Here is a 20,031-nt window from a genome sequence, read left to right on the forward strand (position 1 = left end):
CCGTGGCATGACCCAAAAACTGACCATTCGACGCCCCGATGACTGGCACCTGCACTTGCGGGATGGCGCCATGTTACGCGCGGTCCTGCCCGAAACAACCCGCCATTTCGCCCGGGCGATCATCATGCCCAATCTGGTGCCGCCGGTGGTGACCGGCGCTGAGGCGGCGGCCTACCGCGATCGTATCCTTGCCGCGCTGCCTAACGGGGACGATTTCACGCCGCTCATGACCCTCTACCTGACTGAAGATACTGATCCCGAGGACGTGGCCGCCGCCCATGCCAGCGGGTTGATCTCGGCGGTCAAGCTTTACCCCGCCGGGGCCACCACCAATTCGGCCAGCGGGGTGACGAACTTCGACAAGGTGCGAGCGGTGCTGGAACGTATGGCCGAAATCGGCCTGCCGCTTTGCGCCCACGGCGAGGTTACCGATGCCGAGGTGGATATTTTTGACCGCGAGGCCGTTTTCATCGACCGTGTGCTCGACCCCATTCGCCGCGCCACACCCGGGTTGCGCACGGTAATGGAACATATCACCACGCGCGACGGCGTGGACTATGCGTTGAGCCAGAACAATCTTGGCGCCACCATCACCACGCATCACCTGATCATCAACCGCAACCACATCCTGGTGGGCGGGATCAAACCGCATTACTACTGCCTTCCTGTCGCTAAGCGCGAGGATCACCGGCTGGCCCTCCGCGCCGCCGCCACCTCGGGCGATAAGCGCTTCTTTCTGGGCACCGACAGTGCCCCGCACACCGATGCGCTGAAAGAAAACGCCTGCGGCTGCGCTGGCTGCTTCACCGCCACCAATACGATGTCGATCCTCGCCCATGTCTTCGAAGAAGAAAACGCGCTCGACCGGCTGGGGGCCTTCACCTCGCTCAACGGCCCCACCTTCTATGGCCTATCGCCGAACGAAGACCACATCACCCTCACCAAGGGAGAGACGGTGCACTATCCTGATAAGATCGACACCGCTGACGGGCCGGTGACCGTGTTCGATCCGGGCATGGATCTGCACTGGCGCGTTGAGGGCGCCTGATGTTCACTCGTGACGAGTTCAAAGCGGCACAGGACATAGTCTACACGCATCTTCAACCAACGCTACAGCATAACTGGCCGCTCCTGGCGCAGGAACTTGGCTGTGATCTCTGGCTGAAACATGAAAACCAGACCCCGCTGGGCGCTTTCAAAGTACGTGGCGGACTGGTTCATATGCGGCGACGCAAGAAAGCTGGCCTGCTGAACGGCGTCATCACCGCGTCGACTGGCAATCATGGTCAATCCATTCCCAATGCCGCGCAGCTGGAAGGTATCGCCGCCACGGTGGTGGTTCCGAAAAACAACTCACCCGGGAAAAACGCCGCGATGCGGGCGCTTGGTGCCCGACTGTTGGAGGTGGGGGACGATTTCATTGATGCCGTGACCTTTGCCCGACAATTGGCCACCGATGAAGGCCTCGATATGATCCCCAGCTTTCACCGTGATCTGGTCACCGGCGTCGCCACCTATGCGCATGAGCTGTTTTCTGCAGCAGGCGAGCTGGACGTGATTTACGTGCCCATCGGTCTGGGCTCTGGCATCTGCGGTGTGATGGGCATGCGTGATATGCTGGGGCTGAAAACCAAGGTCGTCGGCGTGGTGAGTCGCAGAGCTAACGCCTATGCGCTTTCTTTCGCCTCAGGGCATGCGGTGTCGACCAACAAGGCCGACACTTTCGCCGAAGGCATCGCCGTGCGCGAACCCAACCCCGAAGCAGTGGAACTAATCAATGCCGGGGTCGACCATATTGTCGAGGTCAGTGACGATCAGATCAAAGCGGCCATGCGGCTGCTCTTTCGCGCCACCCACAATGTTGCCGAAGGGGCTGGTGCTGCGGCGCTGGCCGCTATCATGACCGAACATCAGGGCCTTCGCGGCAAACGTGTCGGTGCCGTGCTGAGCGGCGGCAATATCGACGCCGGGAAATTTGCAGAAATTCTGAGCACAGGCTGAACCGCTCTGGCCCCGCCACTGCCGTCGCGTTAGAAAGCGGCGACTGAATCACCCGAAGGAACCCGGCCAGATGATCCCCTCTTCCTATCCCCCGGCAGAAGAAATCGCCCGGCTGACCGCCCGGATTCTGTTGGAAATCGAGGCTGTGCATTTCAACGCGGACGAACCCTTTACCCTGGCCAGTGGCCTGCCCAGCCCGACCTACATCGACTGCCGAAAGCTGATCAGCTTCCCGCGTATCCGGTCGACCCTGATGGATTTCCTGACCGTCACCGTCATGCGTAACGCGGGTTTTGAGGCGTTCGACAATATCGCCGGGGGCGAGACCGCGGGCATCCCCTTTGCCGCGCTGGTGGCCGAACGCATGGCCCTGCCGATGACCTATGTGCGCAAGAAACCCAAAGGCTACGGCCGCAACGCCCGGATCGAGGGCGCGATGTCCGAGGGCGAGCGCGTGCTGCTGGTCGAGGACCTGACCACCGATGGCGGCTCCAAGCTCAGCTTTGTCGATGCCATCCGCGAAACCGGTGCCACCTGCGGCCACACGGCGGTGATCTTCTACTACGACATCTTTCCCGAGACCCGCAAAACCCTCGGCGATCACGGCGTCACCCTGCACCATCTCTGCACCTGGTGGGACGTGCTGGCCGAGGCCCGCGCCCAGGGCGAAATCGCCACGGCAACACTGGACGGGGTCGAAGCCTTTCTAAACGATCCTCGTAAGTGGCAGGAAGACAACAAGAAATAAATTCCGCTGTGGATAAAGCCCGTTTCGGCGGATCGAATCGATCATTCGATACTCTATGTAGACAATATGTGCCCTTCTGATACACTATGTGGAAGACCCCTGCGGGCAACAGGGTTTTACACCGATTTATCCCGGCGAATATCCACAATTCTGTCCATATAGAGCCTCCCCTTGTGTTGCGCTAGAACGCTCCCGGGGGACAATAATAATAAAGTTGAGGGAGTGGGACGTGAACGAGATCACCAGTTTCAATGCCGCCGGCACCGAAGTCGAGAGCGCGGAAACCATGCCGCATTCCATCGAGGCCGAACAGCAGCTTCTGGGCGCGATCCTGACCAATAACGATGTCTATGACCGGATCGCCTCGATCATCAGCGCGCAGCATTTCTACGACCCCGTCCACGCTCGTATTTTCGACGTGGCCTCCGCTCGCATTGCCAAGAACAACCTGGCGTCCCCGGTCACGCTCAAGGCGTTTCTCGAAGACGATGACGGCCTGAAAGAACTTGGTGGCCCCGCCTATCTCGCCCGGCTTGCCGGTGCTGCGATCAGTGCCTTCGCGGTGCGCGATTACGCCCAGATGATCTATGATCTGGCGATCCGCCGCGAATTGATCGGGCTGGGGCAGGAAATTGCCGGAAAGGCAGCCAGCGTCGATGTCGAAAGCGAGCCCAAAGATCAGATCGTAGAGGCCGAACAGCGCCTCTATAACCTTGCCGAGCAGGGCCAGGCCGATAGCGGCTTTCAGTCATTCCTGAAAGCCGTCACCGACGCCGTGAACGTGGCGAACGCCGCTTACATGCGCGAAGGCGGCCTGGCTGGTATCGCCACCGATCTTGTCGACATGGACAAGATGCTGGGCGGCCTGCACAAATCCGACCTGCTGATCCTGGCCGGACGCCCCTCGATGGGGAAAACCTCGCTGGCGACCAATATCGCCTTCAACGTCGCTAAAGCTTATAAACGCGGCAAGCTACCGGACGGCACCGAGGGCGCGGTGGACGGCGGCGTCGTTGGCTTCTTCAGCCTTGAAATGAGCGCCGAGCAACTAGCGGGGCGGATTCTGGCGGAAGCGTCTGAGATTTCGTCGCACAAGATTCGTCAGGGCGATATGGATGAGGCCGAATTCCGCCGCTTTGTCGACGCCGCCAAGGAGCTAGAAGCCTGCCCGCTGTTTATCGACGACACCGCCGCCATCCCAATCTCGCAGCTTGCCGCCCGCGCCCGGCGGCTGAAACGCACCCACGGGCTGGACCTGCTGATTGTTGACTACCTGCAACTGGTGCGCGGCATGTCCGACAACCGTGTCCAGGAAATCGGCGAGATCTCGATGGGCCTCAAGGCCATCGCCAAGGAACTCAACATTCCGGTCATCGCCCTGTCACAGCTTTCACGTCAGGTCGAAAGCCGCGATGACAAGCGTCCGCAACTCAGCGATCTGCGTGAATCCGGCTCGATCGAACAGGATGCCGATGTGGTGATGTTCGTCTTCCGCGAGGAATACTATGTCGAACGCGAGAAACCCTCGGATGAAAGGCTCGAAGAGGTCGCAGAATGGCAAGAGCGCATGTCGCGCCTGCATGGTAAGGCCGAGGTAATCATCGGCAAGCAACGCCACGGGCCGATCGGCACGGTTGAACTCAGTTTTGAGGCGCAGTTCACCCGATTTGGCAACCTGGTAAAACCCTGGCAGCAAAACAGCGCGGACCAGAGTTTCTGACGAGGCATTCACGAGCCCAGCATCTCCTTGTGGCTGTAAATATAGACCGCCGATTTCACAGAAAATCCACTCGATTTTAGAGATTTTCGGCCTGCGGGTTCGCGCCCGTGTTAACCGAAATTTCATGTTTGCGAGGCACTTCTGCAAGCGGTCGTGCTGTTAAGACGATCTGCGTCAATAACTCCAAGCGGGAGCGCACATTGGATTCCAGCATGGCCGCGAAATTTACCCATAATGATGAGATTGAGACCGAACGTTCAGCGATTGCACGCATGAGCAAGCTCAGCGCGGTCCATTGGATCGCCGTCATTCTGTCGCTTATGCTGACCTTAGGTGCCTCGTATTTCGCCAGCGAGCAGGTTTCCACAGAAGCGGCCAACCGGTTCGAGCGTTATGCCAATCACGTTGTCGAGCTGGTGCAGGAACGGTTGGCCAAATATGAAGATGCGCTTGCGTCCGGGGTTGCAGCGGTCCATGCGGCGGGCGGCGATATGACTCACGAGCAATGGCACGCGTTCACTGCCGAACTTCAGATCGAGACAAAATATCCAGGCATCAACGGTATGGGCATCATCTACAAAGTCCCGCGCGAAAGGGCCGATGAACATATCGCAGGACAACAAAGAAACCAGCCCGGCTTCCAGATATACCCCGAACATAGCGGCGATACCCTCTATCCGATAACGTACATCGAACCCGCAGGGGAAAATTCCGCAGCACTTGGGCTGGACATGGCGCATGAGGCCAACCGGTATTCAGCCCTGCTGCAGTCGCGAGACAACGGTCAGCCACAGATAACCGGCCCCATCGTGCTGGTGCAGGATGCGCAAAAGACACCCGGTTTTCTATTCTTCACACCATTTTATGCTGGAAACCGCTCCGAGTCGGTGGCCGAGCGGCGGGAGAACTTTGTCGGGATGGTCTATGCACCGTTTATCTTCAACAGGTTGATCAAAGGGCTTCGTGGCCGGGACAATGAGCTGGTTCGCTTTTCAATAAGGGACAACAAAACGATCCTCTATGACGAGCGCAATATGGATAACGACGCGTTCGAACCGGAATTCAAGTCTACCCATGAGATCAATGTTCACGGACGCAAGTGGACGTTCGATATCTGGGGGACGCCGGAATTTCAGGTAAGCAGCCGCAGCAACGAGGCAATCATGATCCTGCTGGGGGGCCTTATCATTGATGCCTTGCTGCTCAGCCTCTTCATCCTATTAACGCGCTCCAACCGACGTGCGCTGCGTTTCGCTGACCAGATGACGTTCGAGGCGAGACATCGCGCAGATTCCTTGCAGCGGTCGAACGAAGACCTGGAACGCTTTGCCTTCGTGGCGTCACATGACCTCAAGACACCGCTGCGCGGCATTGGATACCTCTCGGAATGCATCCGCGACGATCTCGATAATATGCGCGAGGATTGTAAGGATAACGAGCTGTTCGACAACCTCGAGATGCTGGAAGATCAGGTAAAACGGATGGATAACCTGATTACCGGTATCCTCAAATATTCAAGTATCTACTCCGATTCGGTCTCACCGGAACTCGTCGATACCGCCTTGCTCGTATCCTCCATCTGTGCCTCTGTCGGCTTGCGCCCGGATCAGTACAAATTGACCGGCGATCTGATCGAATTCAAAACCGATGTCATCCGATTTGAGCAGGTGCTGCTGAACCTGATTGGAAATGCACACAAGTATCACACCGACCCGTACAGCCTTCAGCTGGATGTCAACATCGAAGACAAGGGCGAAAAGTTGGTCGTCACGGTTGCCGATAACGGCCCTGGTATCGACCCAAGGTATCACGACAGGATTTTCGAGATGTTCCAGACACTGCAACCCTCAAAATCGGTTGACAGCACCGGCATCGGTCTGGCGATCGTCAAAAAGACGATCACCCATTATGGCGGGAAAATACGGCTGGACAGCCAACCGGGCAACGGAAGCCGCTTTACTTTCGACTGGCCAAAAAGGCTGGACGCTGATTCGGAAATGAGGGTAGCGGCATGAGTGCTACAGCGACAACTGAATTACATTTGCTCCATGTCGAAGATAACGAACTGGATGCGATGGCGCTACGACGTGCATTTGGCAAGCTCGAAATCTCGCTGCCACTGGCACGGGCCAAGAATGGTGTAGAAGCTCTCGAAAAACTTCAGCAAAACGCCGGTGAACAACATCAAGGTGCACAGACGGTCATCTTGCTGGATATCAATATGCCACGGATGAATGGGCACGAGTTTCTGAAGGAATTGCGCGGCGATCCCACCTTGCGACACACACCTGTATTTGTGCTGACGACCTCGGACAGGCCGTCCGATATCCGCAAGGCTTACGACAAAAACGTGGCTGGCTACATTGTCAAACCCGTCAGTTCCGGAAAATTTCTTGAGCGGATAAAACACTGGGCCGATTTTTTGTCCGTGATCGAACCGCCGGCGGCCGTTTGATCACCCGCGTCGCCCCCACATTCCCTGTATCTTAGATCGGCCGAATGTCGCGGCAGCACCGTATCACGGCCCTATGCGGCTGCGCCCTTTCTGATACGGGCATGACAGACGCTCGCATTCCCACTTGACCCGACCGTCAGGCATGTCAAAACCCCTTCTCATGGGAACTGCAACACTGACAATTGATCTGGGCGCCGTGGTCGCAAACTGGCAACAGCTCGACAAGCGCACAAGCGCCGAGACCGCCGGCGTGGTCAAGGCCGATGCCTATGGGCTTGGCGTGGAGCGCGTTGGTCGCGCCCTTGCGCGCGCTGGCGTGCGAAGCTTTTTCGTCGCCGCGGCCGAAGAAGGCGCGAGCTTGCGCGAAGCCCTGGGCCCTGGCCCGGTGATCAATGTGTTTTCGGGCCATATGCGGGGCGATACCGACATGATCGCCGACATGGCCCTGACCCCGATGATCAACTCGCTCGAACAGCTTGTCCGCCATGTCGAGGCCCTGCCCGGTCATATGTTCGGCATCCAGCTTGATACCGGTATGAACCGCCTTGGGATGGAAGCCGCCGAATGGTCTGCGGTGCGCGACATTGCGCTTGAGCAGAGCCCGACCCTGATAATGAGCCATCCGGCCTGCGCCGACGAGCCGGACCATGCGATGAACGCACAACAACTGACCACGTTTCACGAGATGACCGAGGGCATTGAGGCGCCGCGCAGCCTTGCCAATACCGGCGCCATCCTGTTGGGCGGCGATTATCATTTTGATCTGACACGCCCAGGCATCGGCCTTTATGGCGGCCTGCCCTTTGCCGAGGCGTCGTCGGTTGCCAGCCTGAGCGTTCCGGTCATCCAATGCCGCGATCTGGTCGAGGGCGAAACGGTGGGCTATGGTAACAGCTTTATCACCACCCGCCCCAGCCGCATCGCTACCATCGCCGCAGGTTACGCCGATGGCGTCATCCGTGCCATGGGTCCGAAAGCGGTGCTCTATGCCGACGATCAGGCCTGCCCGGTCGCGGGTCGCATTTCGATGGATTTGATCAGCGTCGACATAACCGATCTGGACGATCCAAACCCCAGAACACTCGATTTGCTTTGCCCCCATCAGAACATCGATACATTGGCCGAGGCCGCAGGTACGATTGGTTACGAAATCCTCACCTCGCTGGGCGCGCGCTACACCCGCCGTTATATCGGCGGATGAGCTGGATCATCGCCGTCCTGGCCTCCATTGGCCAACCGGTCACAAGGGGGCTCGCCTCCCTGGGGCGGCTGACGATTTTTGCGGGCCAGGCACTCAGCCACATGATACGCGCGCCATTTTACTTTAAGGAAATTCTGCAAAGCATTATGAACGTTGGGTATTTCAGCCTTCCAGTTGTTGGCCTCACGGCCATCTTCACGGGCGGCGCCCTGGCGCTGCAAATCTATTCCGGTGGCGCGCGTTTCAACGCCGAGGCCGTCGTGCCGCAAATCGTTGCCATCGGCATGGTGCGCGAATTGGGGCCGGTGCTTGTGGGCCTGATGATCGCCGCGCGCGTGACCTCTTCGATCGCGGCCGAAATCGCCACTATGAAGGTTACCGAACAGATCGACGCGCTGGTCACCCTGTCGACCCATCCGATGAAATACCTGACCGTGCCGCGAGTACTTTCGGGCCTGATCATGGTGCCGCTTCTGGTTGGTATCGGCGATATCATCGGCATCCTCGGCGGCTACATCGTGGGCACGAAGTCGCTGGGGTTCAACCCGGCCGCCTACCTGAAGAACACCGTCGATTTCATCGAGGCGCGTGATGTTGTCTCGTCGCTGATCAAGGGGGCGGCATTCGGGTTCATCGCCACGTTGCTAGGTTGCTATCACGGCATGCACACGGGCCGCGGCGCACAGGGCGTGGGGCGCGCCACTAAAACCGCGGTCGAAAGCGCCGCGATCCTGATTCTTGCCGCTAACTTCATCCTCACCAGCATCCTGTTTGCCCTATGATCGAACTCGCCGACGTCCATAAAGCATTCGGCAGCAACAAGGTGCTGCGCGGGGTCAATCTGACGATCCCCAAGGGCACGTCATTGGTGGTGATCGGCGGCTCGGGTACCGGCAAGTCGATCTGCCTCAAAAGCATTCTTGGCCTTGTTACCCCCGACAGCGGCACCATAACGCTGGACGGCGAGGACGTGACCAAGGCAGATCGCGACAGCTTCCTCGCCCGGTTTGGCATGCTGTTTCAGGGTGGCGCGCTGTTTGATTCACTGCCCGTTTGGCAAAACGTCGCCTTCCGGCTGCTGCGCGGCTCGCTCAAACGCCCGAAGGACGAGGCCCGTGCCATCGCGATCGAAAAACTTCGCCGCGTCGGATTGAAATCCGAGGTGGCTGATCTCTTCCCGGCAGAGCTTTCGGGCGGGATGCAGAAGCGTGTGGGCCTTGCGCGTGCCATCGCCGCCGAGCCCGAGATTATCTTTTTTGACGAACCCACCACCGGACTCGACCCGATCATGTCGGGCGTGATCAATGAACTCATTCGCGAGATCGTGGTCGAAATGGGTGCCACGGCCATGACAATCACCCATGACATGACCAGCGTACGCGCCATCGCCGACAATGTAGCCATGCTGCATGACGGTGTCATCCAGTGGACCGGCCCCGTGGCCCAGATGGACAATTCCGGCGATCCTTACCTCGATCAGTTCATTCGCGGCAGCGCGGACGGCCCGATTGAATCCGTCAGGTAACAAGGGCTGCGCAACGCTCTGGTCATTTCCGCATATCTGAGAGATGTAAAGGAAAGAGCCAGAAGAATGCGAGGCCGCGCCATGTTCCAATCTTTTCACAACACTGCCAGCCCTGAGGCCGGGGCCGAGCGTCTGGCGGCGCTGCGCGAGGCTATCGAGGCCGAGGGGCTGACCGGATTTCTGGTGCCCCGCGCCGATGCCCATCAGGGCGAATACGTAGCGGATCGCGACGCGCGTCTGGCCTGGCTGACGGGGTTTACCGGTTCGGCCGGGTTCTGCGTCGTGCTGCCCGGGATTGCCGGAGTTTTCGTCGACGGGCGCTACCGCGTGCAGGTCAAGGTGCAGGTCGATACCGTTCACTTCACCCCCGTGGATTGGCCCGAGGTGAAACCGGCCCCGTGGCTGAAGGACCACCTGCCCGACGGCGGCATCATCGGATTCGACCCGTGGCTTTACACCGCCGAACAGGTCGAACAGATGGAACAGGGGCTAAAGGGCAGCGGCATCACGTTGCGCGCCTGCAGTAACCTGATTGACCGCATCTGGCCGGATCAGCCCGCCGCGCCAACGGGTGCGATCAGCGTTTACCCGGTCGAACTGGCGGGACGTGATCATGCCGATAAACGCGCCGAAATGGCAGAACAACTGAAACAGGCCAACCATAAGGCGGCGGTGATCACCCTGCCCGACTCTATCGCCTGGTCGCTCAATATCCGTGGCAGGGACATACTGCGCAACCCCGTCGCCCATGCCTTTGCCATTCTGTATGATAGTGCGAAGCTGGCGCTCTTCGTGGACGAGGCCAAGCTGGATGAACCGGCACAGGCGCATCTGGGTGACGAGGTGGAGATACGCCCGGTCGCGGAATTCGGCGCTGCATTGCAAGATCTGACCGGTCCGGTGCGTCTGGACAAGACATGGATCCCGCTCTGGGTGGTTCAGCAACTGGATGACACGGGTGTGGAACATGAATGGGGCGACGAGCCGCCGATCCTGCCCAAGGCCTGCAAACACGAGGCCGAGATTGCCGCCACCCGCGAGGCGCATCTCCGCGACGGGGCCGCGCTTTGCGAATTCCTGACCTGGTTCGACGCGCAGGCGCCCGGAACGATTTCCGAAATCGACGTGGTGACCAAACTGGAAGGCTGCCGCGCCACGTCGGGTAAATTGCTGGATATCAGCTTTGACACGATTGCGGGTAGTGGCCCGCATGGCGCATTGGCGCATTACCGGGTGACACATGACACCAACAGAACGCTGGAAGATGGCGACCTGCTGGTGCTGGACGGCGGCGGGCAATATCTGGACGGCACCACCGACATCACCCGCACCCTTCCCGTCGGTCGGATCGGCGAGGATGAGCGCGCCGCCTTTACCCGCGTACTGCAGGGCATGATCGCCATCAGCCGCCTGCGCTGGCCCGAGGGGCTGGCCGGTCGCGATCTGGACGCGATTGCGCGTTACCCCCTGTGGCTGGCGGATCAGGATTACAACCACGGCACCGGGCATGGCGTGGGCGTAGCACTTTGCGTCCACGAAGGCCCGCAGCGCCTTTCACGGATCAGCCATGTGCCATTCAGGCCCGGCATGATCGTGTCGAACGAACCGGGATATTACCGCGAGGGGGCGTTCGGTATCCGTATCGAAAACCTAGTCGTGGTTACACCGGCAGAGCCGATTACGGGCGGGGATCAGACTGGCAAGCTGTGTTTCGAGACGCTCAACTGGGTGCCGATTGACCGCCGGTTGATTGATGTCGCGATGCTGAGCACACCCGAGCGCGATTGGCTGAACACCTACCATGCCACTTGCCGCGACAAGGTCAGGCCGCGCCTGTCAGAGGCTGCGGCGAAATGGCTGGATCATGCCACTGCCCCTCTGTAAGCTCCTCGTGTACAACTGCATCCAAAGAGACGCAGAATAATGGGAGAAGATGATGGCGAATATCCGGATACGCAAGGCCGATGGCGTCTGGACGGTGCGCGCGGGTGGCGCCGTGCTGGCCGAAAGCAAAAACGCGCTTGAACTGAGCGAGGGCGACTATCCGGCGGTGATCTATTTTCCGCAGGACGATATCGCGATGGCGTTTCTGGATGAGAGTGACCATAGCAGCCACTGCCCGCATAAGGGCGATGCCAGCTATTATTCGATAATCACCAAAAGCCAGACACTGAAAAACGCGGCCTGGAGTTATGAGAACCCGAACGACGAGGTGTCGCGCATCAAGGGACATCTGGCGTTTTACACAAGCGATACGGTGGCGGTGGAGCAGATTTAGAAGGCCTTGGTGTTTCCAGCTCAGCACTGGTGTTAACCCACAAAATCCGGCGCCATCGTTGTCTAGGTCAGACCTGGCCGGGCCTAAATGATTTCGGAGTCCACGCCGGTCAAATACGGCAGACGACAAGATCCTGTCGAACACGCGGAAACCGCTACAATAAGAACGCTTACAACTAAAATAACTGAAATAAATCGCACGTCTTCACCCTCCCACACCGCACTATAGCAGTTCTGCAGAAACCTCTTAGTCATGAAATCCTTACCTTCAGCGGGCATTCGGCGCAGTGCACCGGGGTTTGTGCCGATAATCAGGTGGTTTTGCTTCCAGGGCAGAAAAATGTAAAAAACATTCACATTACCCCTTGCAACTGGCGGGCGCGGTCCCAATCTATGTAATGTGAAGCGCATTCACATTGACCGGAAACCTAACTGAAAAGGACATACCAGAATGACCACCCTTGCCCAATCCTCCTCTGCGTCCGGCTTCGCCGCATGGCTTCACCGCGCCGAGGCGTGGCTGGACAGCAAAGGCAAAGCCGCCTGGATCATCGCCACGGTATTGGCGTTTATCCTCTTCTGGCCGCTTGGCCTTGCCCTTCTCGCCTACATGTTCTGGAGCAAAAAAATGTCATGTCATGCCAAGAAATCCTCGTTCCGCCGCCACGCATGTCGCCATACTCACATGTCGCAGCCAACCGGGAACGCCGCGTTTGACGCTTACAAGAATGAAACGCTGCGCCGTCTGGAAGACGAACAGGAAAAGTTCGAAGCCTTCCTGCAACGTCTGCGGGATGCCCGTGACAAGGCCGAGTTCGACCAGTTCATGGACGAACGCGCCAAACCGACGGCCACGGAAGACAACGACGAGAAAGAGGCCTAATCGGATCGGCCTGGGTTCACCCGGGCCTTCCCCGCACCTATATGACCCTCATGAGCGACAGTACCTGGCATATTCCCGATCCGCAGACCCAGCCCGAATTCTATGCGGATGTCCCCACCAAAAGGCTGGTCGCCTGGGTGGCGGACACGATCGTGGTGATCGTCATTTGCCTGCTGATCCTTCCCTTTACGGCATTTACAGGCCTGTTTTTCCTGCCGGTTCTCTTTCTTGGCGTCAGCTTTGTCTACCGCGTTATCACCATCGCACGCGCCTCGGCCACCTGGGGCATGCGCCTGACCGCGATCGAATTTCGGACCGCCCAAGGTACGCATTTTGACCTGCCGATGGCCTTCATGCATACGCTTGGCTACAGCATCTCCTGGGCCTTTGCCCTGTTGCAAGTCGGCTCCATCGTGTTGATGCTGACCACCCCGCGCGGTCAGGGCCTCAGCGACCATGTGCTGGGCACCGTCGCCGTCAACCGCCGGGCCCTCAGCTAGACCGGCCGGACGCGGCAGCGGCGTCTGAACTGCGGTTGCCAGTGGTACTTTCAACCTGGCTCCGCCCAGCCCGATCCAAACCATCGCTCTGTTTACTCAAAATTTCATTATCTCTTGGCCTGTTGGGGGTTCATTGTTATCGTTCTGTGACGCTAAAGAAAAAGATGACATGCGCCACACTCTGCCCATCGCGCCCCAGTTCTATGTGACGGCCCCGCAACCCTGTCCTTATCTTGAGGACCGGATGGAGCGGAAACTGTTCACTGCACTGCAGGGCGAGGCAGCACAGCGGCTGAATGACGGGCTGTCAAAACAGGGCTTTCGTCGGTCGCAGAACGTGCTTTACCGACCCTCCTGCGCAGATTGTGCCGCCTGCCTGTCAGCCCGCATATCGGTCGAGAATTTCTCTCCGTCGAAAAGCCAGAAACGCACCTGGAAACGCAATGAGGGGTTGGAACGCCGCGCCACCTCGCCCTGGGCCACGGATGAGCAATACGAGCTTTTCCGCGAGTATCTGGAAAGCCGCCACGCCAGCGGCGGCATGGCCGATATGGATGCGTTCGAATTTGCTGCGATGGTCGAGGAAACCCCCATTCGTACCCGCGTGGTCGAGTATACCGACCGCGATACAGGAGAGCTGGTCGCCGTCTGCCTGACCGATGTCCTCGATGACGGGGTCAGCATGGTCTATTCCTTCTTCACGCCGAACCGGCCCCGCGACTCCATCGGCACCTATATTATCCTCGACCACATCCAGATCGCCCGCGATGCGGGTCTGCCACATGTTTATCTGGGCTATTGGGTGCCCGGCAGCGCCAAGATGGGTTACAAGGCAGCGTTCTCGGGGCTGGAGCTTTACGTGAACGGTGACTGGGAGAAAATGCGCGATCCCGCCGATTACGAAGCCCGTCGCCATCCGCTGAGCAATGATCCGATCGCCGAACAGGTCGCCGATATCTCGCTTCCGGATGGCCGTCCGCTGCGTCCCAGCCGCTAGGCGCGGCCCGGCTGACCCGCTTCAAAGCGCTGCGACAGATGCCGACCCAACAGGTTTGTCGGGCGCTCAACCACGAGATAGGTCACGATCGACAACAGGATCGTGGCTGTCGAAACGGTGGCGAATTTCACCAAGCCGGACCATTCGGTATACGTGTTTCCCAATACCATTACGAAAAGAAACACCACCAGCAGGTGCCACAAATAGATGCTGTAGCTGATCGAGCCGATCAGAACGAAGCCCTTTGATCGCAGCAGTTGCACTCTGCCGGCCCGAACTCGGTAGCTGACAATGATCATCGCCGTCGCCACCGCCATCAGGGCGGCGGAAAAGCCGGTATCGGTGATCAGTGCCATCGCGAAAATCAGATATCCCGCCAGTAGCCATTTGCGCCAGGCAAAGCTCGCATCCGAGAGACGGCTGTCACGTATGTGGTGACACCAGGCGCCCAGAAAGAAGTAGGCGCCATAGGTGATCGGCATGAAATGCGCCGCATGCTTCGGCAACCACAGTTCGCCAATTGCGCGCGATGCGCCCGATAGCAGCAACAGCAGAAAAAACACCTTGGCGAAGCTGCGCGGGGTGAGGCGATAGGCCAACAGGCAAGGCAATGCCGCATACCAGAAAATCTCAACCGGGATGGTCCATTCAACCCCGATGAGGGAATTTGCAACCCGCGCGTCCCAGGCGCTGAGAAAGCTCAGGTGCATGAACAGATTATACCCATCTGGCTTGCTGTCATAGAGCTGCATGAAATAGGGCGCACCCATCACGCCGCTGACGATCAGCGTGAAAAACACCAGCACGGCAAGGTAGTAAAGCGGCGCGATCCGCATCAGGCGGCGGATGAAATAGGGCGCAAAACTACCCGCCTTCAGGTAAGTCGCAGCGATGGTGTACCCCGAGATCACAAAGAAGATCTGGACGCCGTATTTGCCATTGTCGCTTGCGATCTCTCCGATCCAGCCGAACCCGTCAAAGGCGCGAGTATGTACGGCCACCACCATCAGCGCGGCAATCGCTCTGAGACCGGTGATGAAATCGGTATCGCCGTAATGCCTTAGCAGCATCTCTTTCCCTGCCCCCACGAAAGGGCACCGCCCCTGCCCCTCCGGCCTATTCAGGCGCGACAAGAACGTCAATGGCCCGCAATGGAAAAGGGCGCCCCGTAAGGCGCCCCCAGGCATGGTCGGTGATGTGCTGGATCAGTTCGGGATCAGCGCCGGAACAATCGTCACGATCGCCGGGAAGAACCACAGGATCGCCAACCCGAGTACCTGGATAAGCACGAAGGGGAACACGCCGCGATAGATATGTCCCGTCGTAACTTCCTTCGGCGCAACCCCCCTTAGATAGAATAGCGCGAAACCAAAGGGCGGCGTCAGAAACGAGGTCTGCAGGTTCACCGCGATCATGATCGTCACCCATTTCGGGTCGAACGTGCCGCCATAGATGACAGGCCCGACAATCGGGATGACGATATAGATGATCTCGAGGAAATCGAGCACGAAGCCCAGCACGAAAAGCACGATCATCACGATCAGGAAGACCTTGAACTCTGAATCGAAGCTTTTCAGGAACTGCTGGATATAGTGCTCGCCGCCGAAGCTGATCACCACAAGGTTCAAAAGCTGCGACCCGATCAGGATGGTAAAGACCATCGAGGTGACCTTGGCGGTCTCGCGCACGATGGGGCTGAGCACGCCCCCGGCGAACAGAACCCAGCACGAGAACAGGAGGCCAAAGAGCGCAAAGAGATACGCCGCCTTGGCCACAACAAAGGCAATCCAAGTCTCGACGCTAACGCCCTGAACATTAATCCGCAGATCAAAATTCACCCCCATCAGAATGGCTACGATGATGGCAAATGTGGCGTAGATGATCACCCTGCCCGACCGTTCGTCATCGCGTAGCTTGCGATAGGCCGCCAGCATGATCGCGCCGCCTGCCCCAAGTGCCGCCGCGGGGGTTGGGTTGGTGATACCGCCCAGGATCGACCCCAAAACCGCGACAATCAGCACCAGCGGCGGGAAAACCACCCGGATCAGTTCATTCTCTGCCAGGCGCATGGCACCGTGGCCGCAACCATAAAGCGCCATTGCCAGCGGAATGGCCAGCAGAACAATGCTGATACCGGGGCTGGTTGAAGGGGCGATCAGCAAGATATCCACCAGTAAGCCCAGCACAATCCCCAGGGAACCGATCAACAACGGGGCGGGCGCAGCCGATGGCTTAACTCCGCGCGCCACCGCAAGGATCAGACCCAGAAGCAGGAAGATGATCGCAACACCGGTACCGATAGGTGCTGCGGTGGCCTCTTTCTCGATGACGGCGGCGGCCAGTTCCTCTTCGCTGAGCTTGACGCTGGCCGCAGCTCCGCCCGCATCGTCAATGGCTTTCTGTTCCGCCAGAGCCGCATCCCAGGCCTCTTGCCCGTGCAATTCGATCATAGAGGCCGCACATTGGTCACTGACACTGGTGCGCAGGGATGCCGCGTCGCCGCGTTCCGAATAACTGTCGACCGTCAGGCTTTGCGATCCGACGATGTTCGCCGAGGACAAGAGGATCACGCCGACGATCATTGCCAGCGGCACGCCCAGATACCAGGTCAGCGCTTCGCCTCTTGTGACGACCTCACCGCTGCTGGCCCCCATCTCTACAGCAGGTGCCTTCGAGGGATTAACCAGCGCATAGCCAAAGGCATAAAGCGCGTATAGGAGCGCCAGCAGAATTCCTGGCAAGAGAGCTGCCTGGAACAATGTCCCGACCGAAACGACCGCAGGCTCACCCAGATAAGTCAACGCATCGGTGCAGCCGGCCTCAAGCGCCCGGTTTTCCTGTGCGACGGAATAGAGATCTCCCGCCAGCGTTCCCAAGAGAACAATCACGATCGAGGGCGGAATGATCTGCCCCAGTGTGCCCGATGCCGCAATCACGCCGGTGGCAATCTCGGGCGAATAGTTGTTGCGCAACATGGTGGGCAGGCTCAGAAGGCCCATCGTCACCACCGTCGCGCCCACGATACCGGTTGAGGCGGCCAGGAACGCGCCCACGACCACCACCGACACGGCCAGACCACCCGGTAACGGACCAAAGACGCGCGCCATTGTGGTCAGCAGGTCGTTGGCAATTTTCGAGCGCTCCAGCGTTATGCCCATCAGCACGAACATCAACACCGCCAGCAGTGTCTCGATCGACTGGCCCGCCAGCACGCGTTCGTTCATGCGGTTGACGATGAACGAAATGTTGCGGTCCAGCGCCGTTTCCCATCCTTTGACAAAGACCGGTTCGGCCAATCGCGGCAACTCTGGATATCGGAAGACCGAAATGCTCTCGCCCTTCACCCCGCTGGCAATCAGCGCGTTATAGGCGTCACTTCCGGTATCAATCGCCTGATGGATCAGCAATCCGGCGCTATCCAGCGCGGCAATGATCCCGAACGAAATGATCCCGGCCCCGCCAATGGCAAACGCCACCGGAAAACCCGACAGAATTCCGCCAAACAGGCAGAGAAAGACGATGATCAGGCCGATCTCGACGCCATCAAGTCCGAAAAGCATCAGTGTGTCCCCTCGTAGGCTTCTTCCCCTTCACCAAGGCTGTCCTTGTCGAGGTATTTTCCTTCGCTTTCCGGCCCCTCCTTCCACTCCAGATACGACCGGTAGAAGAACGCGATCGAGTGGATGAACACCATCGCTGCAAAGCAGATCAGAAGAATTTTGAACAGGAAATAACCATTGAACCCGTTCGGGCTGAAACCGATCGTCTCGAGGTTCCAGCGCAGTGCGCGCGATTTCAGTAGCAGCTTGTCCAGACTGTCACTGGCCGACGGATTGGGCACGATCATGTGCCGCCACATGAAATACCAGCCATACATCCAGGTCAGCACCGCCATCGGCATCATGAAGATCAGGCTGCCAGCCATGTCTATGATGCGCTTGGTGCGGAAACTGACGGCTGAATAGATCAGATCGACCCGCACATGCCCACCCTGCACAAAAGTGTAGGTGGCGCACATACACACCACCAGCGCATTGTAGAACTTCAGCTCTTCCGCCCACCAGCTGATGTCGAACTGCATCGGAATACCGAAGCCCAGCACGATGTCCGGCCGGGTAAAGACCCGCTGGATGAACACGATCACGATCTGCTGGATCACCATCAACAGCCCGGCCCAGGCAAAAAACCGGCCCACGGTGTTGGCAAAACCTTCAAGGACGCGCACGCAACCCCACATGAAACCGTTTTTCCACAAGCCAAAGCCGGTGATGATCAGAACAAAGGTGAAAATGACAAAGAACAGCTCGACCGAGCCGCCGTAATAGACAAAGCGCATGATCGAGGCCTTGTCAGACCAGTCCAGCCACAATTGCGGATGGGTCAGCGCATATCCCAGATTGTAAAAGGCAAGTCCGATATTCTGGAAAAACCAGACGATTGCGTCCAGCATCGTTCTCTCATGCCCCCTCTTATGGGCCGTTCTGGCCCTTCATCCCTGATGCGGGCCCCGGTTATCGGGACCCGCAAGTGTTGTTGTCGGCTTAGCCCAGAACGCGGTCGCGCTGATTGCGGTAGGCGCTGATCGACTGGGTCAGCCAGCCCGAGGAGGCTTTCATGGAGCCGACATAATCGTCGTAGATTTCCTTGAACAGCTCGTCGCCCATGAACTCGTCATAGACCTGCTGGCTGGCCGCACCCATCGCATCCCAGACGCTGGGCGGGAATTCCAGAACGTTGACGCCACCGGCCTTCAGACGCTCGAGCGCCGCACCGTTGTTCATCAGGAACTGGCTCAGGTTCCATACATTTGCGTGTCCGGCCGCGATTTCGATGGCACCCTGTTGTGCAGGTGTCAGGCTTTCGAACACTTCCCGGTTGGTCACCAGCGACAGGCCGGCTGATGGTTCATGGAAACCGGCAGTGTAGTAGAACTTGGTGATCTCCTGGAAACCGGCTTTTTCATCCGCCCAGGGGCCAATCCACTCGGTGCCGTCAATCGCACCGGAGGCCAGCGCCTGATACACTTCCGCGCCGGGAAGGTTCTGAACCGACGCGCCCATGTAACCAAGGGCTTTGCCGCCCAGGCCGGGCATGCGGAACTTAAGGCCGTTGAAATCCTCGGGGCCCTTGATTTCCTTGGCAAACCAGCCGCCCGCCTGGGAACCGGTATTCCCGCCGAGGAAGGATTTCAGGCCAAAGATTTCACCCAGCTTGTCATGCATCGCCTGACCGTTGCCGTGGTAGTACCAGTTGTTCAGCTCGGTCGCTGTCATGCCAAATGGCACGCCGGTAAAGAAGGCAAATCCCGGATGCTGGTTGACGAAGTAATAGTCGGCGGCGTGATACATGTCCGCCTGTCCGGCTGTCACCGCGTCAAACACTTCGAACGCACCGACCAACTCGCCAGCGGCTTTTACGTCGATGGTCAGGGAACCGTCAGTGATGGCGTTGATGTTATCCGCACATTTTTGCGCCGCGTCAAAAACGCCCGCCAGACCGCGGCCCCAACTTGTGACCATCGTAAGCGTACGCTTGCCCTGCGCGTAGGCTGGTGCCGCAAGCGCCGTCGCGGCGACGGCCGAGCCGCCCAGAGCTGAATTCTTCAGAAAAGAACGACGATCCATATGGTTATACCTCCCGATGAGTTGAAAGCGCGCCTTGCCCCACCGGGGCCGGCACGCGGATCGTTGCAAGTAGGGGCACCCTAGCGCGAGCGTAACGGGT

General features: G+C 58.7%; 18 protein-coding genes. 14 read left to right on the forward strand and 4 right to left on the reverse strand.

The genetic code is table 11. The annotated features are described in order from the left end of the window. Positions 1-7 precede the first annotated feature (7 nt). The 14 genes from pyrC (at position 8) to LC334_RS09035 (ending at position 14,307) form a co-directional block, all read left to right on the forward strand. Positions 8-1,048, forward strand: coding sequence for a dihydroorotase (gene pyrC / locus LC334_RS08970; RefSeq protein WP_085800110.1), 1,041 nt, complete (start codon positions 8-10; stop codon positions 1,046-1,048). Next, a complete protein-coding gene (locus LC334_RS08975) occupies positions 1,048-2,001 on the forward strand; it encodes a threonine dehydratase (protein ID WP_085800109.1) in 954 nt (317 codons plus the stop codon). The genes pyrC and LC334_RS08975 overlap by 1 nt, the downstream gene beginning before the upstream one ends. 70 nt (positions 2,002-2,071) lie before the next feature. Then, on the forward strand, positions 2,072-2,749 hold the full coding sequence (locus tag LC334_RS08980; RefSeq protein ID WP_085800108.1) for an orotate phosphoribosyltransferase: 678 nt from the start codon (positions 2,072-2,074) through the stop codon (positions 2,747-2,749). A gap of 229 nt (positions 2,750-2,978) precedes the next feature. Beyond that, positions 2,979-4,469 (forward strand): replicative DNA helicase, encoded by a 1,491-nt coding sequence (locus LC334_RS08985; RefSeq protein ID WP_085800107.1) that lies wholly within the window; start codon positions 2,979-2,981, stop codon positions 4,467-4,469. A gap of 212 nt (positions 4,470-4,681) precedes the next feature. Further along, positions 4,682-6,484, forward strand: a complete 1,803-nt coding sequence (locus tag LC334_RS08990) for a CHASE domain-containing sensor histidine kinase (RefSeq protein ID WP_085800106.1) — start codon at positions 4,682-4,684, stop codon at positions 6,482-6,484. After that, positions 6,481-6,924 carry a response regulator gene (locus LC334_RS08995; protein WP_085800105.1) on the forward strand — a complete coding sequence of 148 codons (444 nt, stop codon included), beginning with the start codon at positions 6,481-6,483 and terminating at the stop codon, positions 6,922-6,924. Before LC334_RS08990 ends, LC334_RS08995 begins: the two co-directional genes overlap by 4 nt. Before the next feature lie 160 nt (positions 6,925-7,084). Next, positions 7,085-8,125 carry an alanine racemase gene (gene alr / locus LC334_RS09000; RefSeq protein WP_085800104.1) on the forward strand — a complete coding sequence of 347 codons (1,041 nt, stop codon included), beginning with the start codon at positions 7,085-7,087 and terminating at the stop codon, positions 8,123-8,125. Continuing rightward, positions 8,122-8,907 (forward strand): MlaE family ABC transporter permease, encoded by a 786-nt coding sequence (locus tag LC334_RS09005; RefSeq protein WP_085800103.1) that lies wholly within the window; start codon positions 8,122-8,124, stop codon positions 8,905-8,907. The genes alr and LC334_RS09005 overlap by 4 nt, the downstream gene beginning before the upstream one ends. Beyond that, positions 8,904-9,650: an ABC transporter ATP-binding protein gene (locus tag LC334_RS09010; RefSeq protein ID WP_085800102.1), complete on the forward strand. Its 747-nt coding sequence runs from the start codon at positions 8,904-8,906 to the stop codon at positions 9,648-9,650. The genes LC334_RS09005 and LC334_RS09010 overlap by 4 nt, the downstream gene beginning before the upstream one ends. Before the next feature lie 81 nt (positions 9,651-9,731). Beyond that, on the forward strand, positions 9,732-11,534 hold the full coding sequence (locus tag LC334_RS09015) for an aminopeptidase P family protein (RefSeq protein ID WP_085800101.1): 1,803 nt from the start codon (positions 9,732-9,734) through the stop codon (positions 11,532-11,534). A 49-nt stretch (positions 11,535-11,583) separates the two neighbouring features. Next, positions 11,584-11,928, forward strand: coding sequence for a DUF427 domain-containing protein (locus LC334_RS09020; protein WP_085800100.1), 345 nt, complete (start codon positions 11,584-11,586; stop codon positions 11,926-11,928). Between the two features lie 450 nt (positions 11,929-12,378). Beyond that, positions 12,379-12,810, forward strand: coding sequence for a DUF2852 domain-containing protein (locus tag LC334_RS09025; RefSeq protein WP_085800099.1), 432 nt, complete (start codon positions 12,379-12,381; stop codon positions 12,808-12,810). 50 nt (positions 12,811-12,860) lie between these two features. After that, positions 12,861-13,310, forward strand: a complete 450-nt coding sequence (locus LC334_RS09030) for an RDD family protein (protein ID WP_085800098.1) — start codon at positions 12,861-12,863, stop codon at positions 13,308-13,310. Between the two features lie 169 nt (positions 13,311-13,479). Beyond that, the gene (locus tag LC334_RS09035) at positions 13,480-14,307 is read left to right on the forward strand and encodes an arginyltransferase (RefSeq protein WP_085800097.1); all 828 of its coding nucleotides are present in this window, start codon (positions 13,480-13,482) and stop codon (positions 14,305-14,307) included. On the opposite strand, the gene LC334_RS09040 is transcribed toward LC334_RS09035, so the two are convergent. The 4 genes from LC334_RS09040 to LC334_RS09055 form a co-directional block, all read right to left on the reverse strand. Next, the gene (locus tag LC334_RS09040) at positions 14,304-15,377 is read right to left on the reverse strand and encodes an acyltransferase family protein (RefSeq protein WP_176237670.1); all 1,074 of its coding nucleotides are present in this window, start codon (positions 15,375-15,377) and stop codon (positions 14,304-14,306) included. The genes LC334_RS09035 and LC334_RS09040 overlap by 4 nt on opposite strands. 135 nt (positions 15,378-15,512) lie before the next feature. Next, positions 15,513-17,867, reverse strand: coding sequence for a TRAP transporter large permease subunit (locus tag LC334_RS09045; RefSeq protein WP_085800095.1), 2,355 nt, complete (start codon positions 17,865-17,867; stop codon positions 15,513-15,515). Beyond that, positions 17,867-18,757 (reverse strand): TRAP transporter small permease subunit, encoded by an 891-nt coding sequence (locus tag LC334_RS09050; protein ID WP_085800094.1) that lies wholly within the window; start codon positions 18,755-18,757, stop codon positions 17,867-17,869. The genes LC334_RS09045 and LC334_RS09050 overlap by 1 nt, the downstream gene beginning before the upstream one ends. Before the next feature lie 91 nt (positions 18,758-18,848). Further along, on the reverse strand, positions 18,849-19,931 hold the full coding sequence (locus LC334_RS09055) for a TRAP transporter substrate-binding protein (RefSeq protein WP_085800093.1): 1,083 nt from the start codon (positions 19,929-19,931) through the stop codon (positions 18,849-18,851). Between the last annotated feature and the right edge of the window lie 100 nt (positions 19,932-20,031).

Origin of the sequence: Roseovarius aestuarii, assembly GCF_019966515.1 — a bacterium.
In the GTDB taxonomy this organism is placed as follows: Bacteria; Pseudomonadota; Alphaproteobacteria; order Rhodobacterales; family Rhodobacteraceae; genus Roseovarius; species Roseovarius aestuarii.